Genomic DNA, 3,561 nt, shown 5'->3' on the forward strand with positions numbered 1-3,561 from the left:
CCGCGCGGTCCGCGGGGTCGATCGCGCCGTCCGGACCGGGGGTCGCGGCGAGCGGGGTGAGCATGCCGGCGTTGGCGTCGGGCTCCACCAGGACGCGGTCGGCGAGCATGCACGGGTTCCCGGCGAGCGCGGAGAAGTTACCGGCCGCGATCGTGTACGCCGGGTACTGCTTGTGGACCCCCTTGGCGAACGAGGCGACGGAGAACACGACGAGCAGACCCGCGACCACCGCGATGGGTGCGGCGGCGATCGTCCGCACCCGCCGCCGGCCCTCGCGCGTCCGGGGTGCCTGCGTGCCGATGTAGTCCTGGCGAAGGTGTTGCCACCCCGCGTAGGCGAAGGTCAGTACGGCCAGGCCCAGGAGGACGGTGGCGGCGTCGATGCCGCGGACACTGGGCGCCTTGTCCCACCAGGGGATGCCGTAGCTCGAGACGTACCACCAGCCGTTGGGGCCGGCGAAGGCCAGCGCGAGCACCACCAGGATGACCCCGAGGAACACGGTCCGGTTGCGGGCGGTGCGGACCGCGGATGCGGAGATGGCCATGGCGCCGAGCGCCGCGATCGCCGCGCCGATCCCCGCGTAGACGCCGAAGTGGTGGGTCCACTTGGTGGGGGAGAACATCATGAAGAACGCGGTGCCCACCACCACGCCGACCAGGCGCCAGACGGGCCCGGAGGCCGCGCCCGGGATCTTGCCGCGGCGCAGCAGGGTGCCGATCACCATGATGAGGCACAGCAGGACCAGCAGGACCGGGAGTCGACGAGAGAGCGATCCGTCGACCGTCGGGATCATCAGGTAGTAGTAGCGGACGAACTCCTCGAACCAGTTCAGGTTGGGGCCGATCTCGCCGCGCACCCGGATCGCCTCGAGCACCGAGGCCAGGGACTGGATGCCGAAGACGCTGATGAGCACCATGGTCCCGGCGGCGAGCACCGGGGCGACCAGCGCGAGGTGTGAACCGACCTCGCGCCCGCGCACCACCACGGTGCGCAGGACCGGGCGGAGCCCCATCACCAGCGCGGCGACGGCCATGAGCCCGGTGGGGCCGGTGGCCAGCGAGAACGAGGCCAGGATCACCGCGACCGCGTACGGCAACATGCGTCGGGTGGCGATGGCGCGTTCGACGGAGACCCAGGTGAGCAGCGCGCCCAGGGCGATGACGGGCTCGGGCCGCAGGCCGTTGTTGAAGGCCATCCAGAAGGCGAGGAACACGGCGGCGGCGCTCCATACGACCACCGGGGTGGTGCGCGCGGCGCGGCCGAGCCGCGGCAGGACCTCGCGGCTGATGACGAGCCAGCACAGGATCGCGGCGATGAGAGCGGGGAGCCGCATCCAGGGGCTGGCGGTGGACACGTGCGCGAGCATCGTGAGCAGGTCGTAGTAGGGGGAGCCGAAGGGCGACTCGGGTACGCCGTACCAGCGGTAGTAGTTGGCCATGTAGCCGGCGGGGTCGGCGGCCCGGGCCATCGACATGATGTACCCGTCGTCGGAGGTGTTGCCGCCGACGAAGTGCCACAGACCGAGCGTGCCGATCACGGCCACGTCCGGGAGCCGGATCTTGAACCACCCTCGGGGCAGGAAGCGGCGGGACCGGCGGCCGTCGGTCTGGTCGAGCCCGTGCAGGGCCCACAGGGCCACGGCGGTGGCGATCAGCCCGATCACGATGGCGGCCCACTTGAGGGCGGTCGGGTCGGTGGTGAAGCGGGAATCGACCTCCACGGCCACCTCGAGGCCGTCGGGGACCGCGGTGTCGGAGGGCAGGTCGGTGTAGACGCCCACGACCATCGGTCGGAGGTCGTCGGCCTCGACTCGGCGGGCGGCGTCGTCGATGCCCTCGAACTCCGCCTCGACGAAGGTCGGGGCGGCGGTCACGGTCAACTGCGTGCAGTCCCCGGCGGCGACCTCCTCCCGCGGTGCGGAGACGATGACACGGTTCCGGGAGACCACGTCGACGGTGTCCGCGGAGGCCCGGACGAACAGTGCCCGGTCGCCGGCCTCCTCACCACCCGCCGGGGCGGTCGACAGCAGGATCCCGCCGTCGGCGGGCAGGTCCGCGACGAGGGTGCAGGGCACGGTGGCGGTGAACCGCTGAGGCGAGTGCGCCATCAGCGGCGCGGTCACCGAGTCGACCGATCCGTTCTGTGGCCACTGCACGCTCGAGGTGGTCTGGGTGACCGGCAGGAACGGCAGGGAGAGGAAGCACAGGGTGCCCAGGAGGCCGCTGACGATGGCGACGAGGCGGAGCCTCGCGACACGGGCGTCGGCGGCGACCGGGCCGGAAGCTGCGGTGGAGTCTGACACGACGCCCGATTCTAGGCGACGGTCACTTCATGGGACCCGGCGTGGTCCAGCCCCACTGGACGGAACTGCTGCGCACGAGGTCCGCGGGCCTGGCCCCGGGGTCGAGGGGTTCGAACCGCTGGAGGGAACCCCAGTCCCTCGACCAGTCGTGGTCGAGGTAGGTGGGGACGGTGACGGCCTCCACCGTCTGCGTGGTCCACAGCAGTGGTCCGCCGCCACCCGCGCTCTGCCACCAGTTCGCGGCGGCCGAGGACTCGCGGTCGGCGAGGATCCGGTAGCGGGGGATCTCGGCGACCCCGCCGTTGTGGACGAACGGACGCTGACACGGGAAGGCCAGGGCCACCACCCAGTCGACGAGTACCGGGTCGGTGTGGCCCACGACCTCGTCGAGGGTGCGCAGCCGGGGGTTCCGGGGCGGCGTCACGGCGAGCCACCAGTCGGGATCGAGGTTGCCGTCGGTCGCCACCACCCGCACGACCTCGGCGTCGGTGGGGATCGACTCGAGCGGGATCCTGAGGTTGCGCCAGGCGGGGGCCGGGCCGATGTCGACGGGGGTCGTGGAACCCATGACCTCGAAGTCGGTGGGGCCCGCCGCACCGACCCGACCCGGCCGGCCGTACTCGATCGTCAGGTCGCCGTTTCCGATCCGGCCCGCGGCGGCCATGACCAGCAGCGGACTGTTGGGTCGGCGGGCCGGCAGCTCGTACCAGGCCGACGTGAGTTCGGCGGCGACCTGGGGCCCACGGCGGTAGGAGCCCAGGACCGGTGTGGTCTCGGGGTCCAGGCCGAAGGGAAGCGCGACGGTGGAGCCGTTGACGGTGACCTCACCCCGGCCGCCGGTGGTACCGGCGTCGACGCCGTCCCCCGGCTCGCGTTCACCGGAGTCGGACAGGGCCAGCGAGCCGGAGGACTCCGTGCTGTCCACCGTGATGGTGTCGGGCAGGCCGTTGGGTGCGAACCCGTTGACCACCCCCGCGCCCAGGGAGATCTCCGGTCCCGCGCCCACGGCACTGAGCAGGCCGTCGTTGGAGTCCTCCTCGACCAGCACCGAGTCGGCGAGCGAGCACGGCTCACCGCTGAGGGCGCGCAGGTTGGCGCGCCCGACCGTGTAGGCCGGAGTCTGGACGAACACGGCGGTCACGGCCGAGGCGAGCTCGAAGATCACGACGGAGAACGCCACGATCGTGAGCGGGGCGCCGTCGATGCCGGGGCCCCGTCCGGCCCCGACCCGGCGACGGTCGCGCGTCCGGGCGGCGGGG

Annotated in this window: 2 protein-coding genes; both read right to left on the reverse strand. The window is 72.3% G+C overall.

Going from position 1 to position 3,561, the window contains the following annotated elements; genetic code table 11:
- On the reverse strand, window positions 1–2,182 hold a 2,182-nt coding region (locus tag G6027_RS13465), incomplete at its 3' end, for an arabinosyltransferase domain-containing protein (protein WP_241727114.1).
- A gap of 142 nt (window positions 2,183–2,324) precedes the next feature.
- A partial coding sequence (locus tag G6027_RS13470; RefSeq protein WP_182637615.1) for an arabinosyltransferase C-terminal domain-containing protein occupies window positions 2,325–3,561 on the reverse strand: 1,237 nt, incomplete at its 5' end.

This window comes from Dietzia sp. SLG310A2-38A2, assembly GCF_014145095.1.
Taxonomy (GTDB): domain Bacteria; phylum Actinomycetota; class Actinomycetes; order Mycobacteriales; family Mycobacteriaceae; genus Dietzia.